Raw genomic sequence first — 4,506 nt, 5'->3', positions numbered from 1 at the left:
TCAGTTGATCCACTCCCGGTTTGACTTTCAACGAAATCGACGGCGAACGTCCGCTGGGCGTCAGCGCGAGAATGTGTCCATCCTCGCTGACTTCAAAATCGGTCCGCGTATTCGGGTCGGAGACTTTGACTACTTCCAGTTCATGCAGTTTCAGCCCCTGCCCGCGTTCTGCTAGTTGTTGATGTGTTTCCCGCTCCCAGTTCTGCATTCTGGTTTCATCCGGGTGCGCCAATTCATTCTGCAGTCGGTCCAGTTCCTGATCGAGCGATTTCAATTCCGCCGCCGCAAACGAAAGTTCCGTTTTCACCGACAGTTTGGGACCGGCGTTGATCCCGCTGTTCCCGTCCAGCCCTTTATCTTCGAGCGTATTGAAGTACGCGAAGAACTGGTAAAAGTCTTTCATTGTAATCGGATCGTACTTGTGATCGTGACACTGGGCACAACCCATCGTTAATCCCATGAAGACTTCCGAAGTTGTTTTCACGCGATCGACGGTATAGTTGACCAGATTCTCTTCCGGAATCGTGCCCCCTTCATGCGTAATCATATGATTGCGGCTGAAACCGGTGGCCACCTTCTGCCACGGAGAGGCTTCGGGAATCAAATCCCCGGCAATCTGCTCGGTGATGAATTGATCGTACGGCTTGTTCTTGTGAAACGCATCAATCACCCAGTCGCGCCAGAGCCACATATGACGGCCGCCGTCAATCGAGTAACCGTTCGTGTCGGCGTAGCGGGCCAGATCGAGCCAGGTCAGCGTCATGCGTTCCGCATACTGCGGCGATGCGAGCAGATGGTCGACGAGCTTTTCATACGCCTGAGGGTCTTTTGAATTCACAAATGCATCGACTTCGGCTGCTGTGGGAGGCAGACCGAGCAGATCGAGATACAGACGTCGGACCAGCGTTCTTTGATCGGATTCTATTGACGGTGTGATTCCGGCCTGTTCCAGCCGCGCCAGCACAAACGCGTCGATCTCATTCCGCGGCCAGCTTGCCAGTTTCACAACCGGTATGGGAGCGCGTTCGGGTTTGAGATAGGCCCAGTGCTCCTGCCATGCGGCGCCTTGCTGCACCCACTGTTTGAGCAGTTCGATCTCTGCGGGCTTCAATGTTTTTCCCGAATCGGCGGGGGGCATGCGCTCATCCGCGTCGGTCGCCAGAATGCGCTGGATCAGCGCACTTTCCTTGAGATTGCCCGGCACAAGCGCCGCTTTGCCATCAGTCACGTGAAAAGCGCCTGCTCTCGTATCGAGACGCAAATCGCCTTCGCGATGTTTTTCATCCGGGCCGTGACAGAAAAAACAGTTATTGGAAAGAATCGGGCGGATATCCCGATTGAAATCGATTTTCGCTTCAGACGGCGTCTGTGGGGGCTTGCTGTTTTCCGCCGCAAACAAAGAAACAAAAGTGGCGCCCAATACTACGACAGGCAGCCAGATTAAAAGGGAACGGGAACGCATACTCATCATGCCCTGTATTTTATCACCTGGTAGCGATCCTGGTGCGTCTCTTAGAAACCGAACCATGCCATCATGGTTCAGGAGAACAGGTGGGTCCCAGCAAAGGGATCGCTCACCTTGATCTTAGAGCCTCGGAACGGGGACTGTCAAGCAAGGAATCGCCCCTCCACAACCATTTGTCGTGACTGACTTTAAATGTACAAATCATGCCAGCGGATGAGTCGGCATTGAAATAAAAAAACCCGCAGGCGTTCCCGGTAGAAACGGCCTGCGGGTGAGTAGATGTCATGAATGAACGTTTACAGAGGGCGTACGACAGACAGGCTGCGCCAGTAGTCGAACAGAGTTTCGACGGACAGGACGCCGCCCCCCATACCGCTCTTGTTAATGCCGGCGTAAGGGACGCCGTGTGCGAAAACGTTATGTGCGTTGATCCAGCTGTTGCCCGCACACATGGCTTCCGCAACGCGGGAGGCACGGCTCAGATCCGACGTCCAGACACTGTTGGCCAGGCCGTAGTCGGTGCTGTTGGTCATCGCGATGGCCTGGTCTTCCGTTTCAAACGGTGCCAGATAGGCAACGGGGCCGAAAATTTCTTCGCGGGCCGCCACGTTGTCCAGTGTGCCTGCCAGCAGTGCCGGTTTGACGTAGTACCCGTTGTAACCGGGAACCTCTGCGATGCCCCCTTCCAGCAGACATTCGGCTCCCTGATCCTGTCCTTTTTCCAGATAAGAGAGCACGCGCTGGTGTTGCTTCTTATTCACGACGGGTCCCATCTGCGAGGCATCGTTCAGCTGATAACCGACCTTAACTTTCTTGAGACGATCCACACATTCGCCGACGAATTCATCATAAATGTTTTTGTGAATCAGCCAGCGAGTGGCATCACAGCAGACCTGCCCGGTGTGGAAGGTGATCGCGTTGACCAGTTTTTCCGCTGTGTCGGGAATATCGACATCGTTAAACACGACGGCGGCTCCCTTTCCACCCAGTTCCAGTTTGACCGGCACCAGATTGCGGCCGCAGGATTCTGCCACCAGGCGTCCGACTTCAGGAGAACCGGTGAAAGACATGCGTTTGAGTTTAGGATTGGCAGACAACGCCGCTCCGGCAACGGAACCGAGTCCGGGTACGATGTTAATCACGCCATCCGGAATGCCGACCTCTTTGGCCAGACGCGCCAGATAAATGGCCGACATCGGTGTATCTTCGGCCGGTTTGATCACGACCGTATTCCCGGCGGCCAGCGCGGGAGCGATGCCCCAGCCGATCAACAGGAACGGGAAGTTCCAGGGGAAGATGAAACCACACGCACCGTAAGGCTGACGCACGGTCCAGGCTTCATGATTCGCCACCGCGAGCACCGAACGTCGTTGAACGTGTTGTGCCAGATCGGCAAAGTAGCGGATCGTATCGACAAAGTTCTGCACGTCGCCTTGCGCCTGTGCTTCGATTTTCCCGGCGTCCAGCGCTTCCAGTTGCGCGATGATGGGTTTGTGCTTTTCAACCGCATCCGCCAGACGATGCAACAGTGCGCTGCGTTCATTCTGTGGCATTTGCGCCCAGCCTGTTTTCCGGAAAGCGGCATCGGCGACATCAACGGCCATGTCAATGTCGGCAGGCTGGAAGCTGAATACTTCGGCCAGCTGTTTGCCCGTGCCCGGGTCTGACGTCACAAACGTCTCACCGCTGTTGGCTTCGACTTCGTTTCCCCCGACTACACCTTTCAGGGGCCCCCCTTCAAGAAAAGCTGTGACTTCGGGATACAGATCATTCGCTGTAGTTGTTGACATCGCGCGCTCCTGTTCAATGAATTTCAGAAAAGACTGATTCGCGCCTCGATCTGCAAAACACCATTTGCTTGACCCAAGGCGGATTTCTTGCGTATTAAATTCCCGACCGCATCCTGCTATCTGAGTTCATCATAACCGGAACACATCCAGAATTTAAACTCAAAACACATTTAGTTTGTCAGATCACTCTGATCTGGTTACTGTAGATCAGGTTAACCAGACTCGACAGCCGGTTAGACAAACCGCTCTTAAACGGCAGATTAATTTATAAAAAACTACGTATCAGGGTAAATTCACTTTTAAGAAATCATTCAGGGCAAGCGTCGACTTATTCATAATTGTGGAGGGGAGATCTTTGGCATGGGATCGTTAATAATCTCGTTCAAACGCAGATTTATCATATAAAAACTGGTCTGATCCACTCCTGGTGACGATGTCGCTGCTGACATTGGGTGACAATTGTGCCATCGGTCACACTTAATGCTGCGAACAAGGTGGTGGTGCCGTTCCGTTTATAGTCGTGAGTCATCGTCTCCAGTCGACCAGGAAAAATCGGTAAACTCTTTTGAGTCCGATCCAATGCTTAGATTTGTGTCTTTTCATCACATGAGAGAACCAGAGCATGCTCGGGTGGATTGAGATACAAGCCGACAACATTCACCAGATTTTCTGCAAAATCTGGATCGTTAGAAGTTTTGAATGTTTTGACGCGATGCGGCCTTAGTCCGCTATCACGCCAGACGCGTTGTACGGTTGAACGGCTCACTCCCACTTCTTTTGCCATTGTTCGCGTTGACCAATGAGTTGCATTTGCGGGTGTTGATTGAGTCGTCTTACGAATAATGTCCGCTTCTTTCTCTTCGCGAACAGATGGCTTACGTCCTGAGCGGGGCGCATCTTTTTCGAGTCCGCAGAGCCGTTGATTTAAGAAACGGTTGCGCCAGGTCCCAACGGTTCGCCGAGTGCATCCGAGTTTATTTTGCTTTCCTGCCGCGGCAGCGAGAATAATTTTCGCTCTTTGGACAAGCCTGGCTGGCGTCCGCCTCCCGCGAGCCCAGCGCATTAAGATGGTTCGTTCTTCATCTGATAGTTTGATTGAAACTGCAATTCGCATCTGAAAATCCCTCCTTGATAGTCAGATAATTTTTAGCCTCGATAAGTTCCCGCATTTGAGTGACATTACACTAGACCCAAGACAAGCGACCCTTTTGGCCTGAATGAGAAGAAACACCCGAAATCCCTGCTGATTTC

2 protein-coding genes and 1 pseudogene are annotated in these 4,506 nt (G+C 52.9%); all 3 read right to left on the bottom strand.

The window, feature by feature from the left end; translation table 11 throughout:
- The coding region (locus tag Q0294_RS01525; protein WP_299460115.1) for a DUF1549 domain-containing protein at positions 1 to 1,462 on the bottom strand (1,462 nt) is incomplete at its 3' end.
- A gap of 299 nt (positions 1,463 to 1,761) precedes the next feature.
- Positions 1,762 to 3,255 (bottom strand): aldehyde dehydrogenase family protein, encoded by a 1,494-nt coding sequence (locus tag Q0294_RS01520; RefSeq protein WP_299460112.1) that lies wholly within the window; start codon positions 3,253 to 3,255, stop codon positions 1,762 to 1,764.
- A 412-nt stretch (positions 3,256 to 3,667) separates the two neighbouring features.
- Positions 3,668 to 4,369 (bottom strand): annotated as a pseudogene (locus Q0294_RS01515) (IS630 family transposase); the annotation flags it as partial.
- Positions 4,370 to 4,506: the final 137 nt, after the last annotated feature.

Origin of the sequence: uncultured Gimesia sp. (genome assembly GCF_937919775.1) — a bacterium.
In the GTDB taxonomy this organism is placed as follows: domain Bacteria; phylum Planctomycetota; class Planctomycetia; order Planctomycetales; family Planctomycetaceae; genus Gimesia.
Note: the sequence above shows the minus strand (reverse complement) of the source record. Positions and strands in the feature narration are given on the sequence as shown.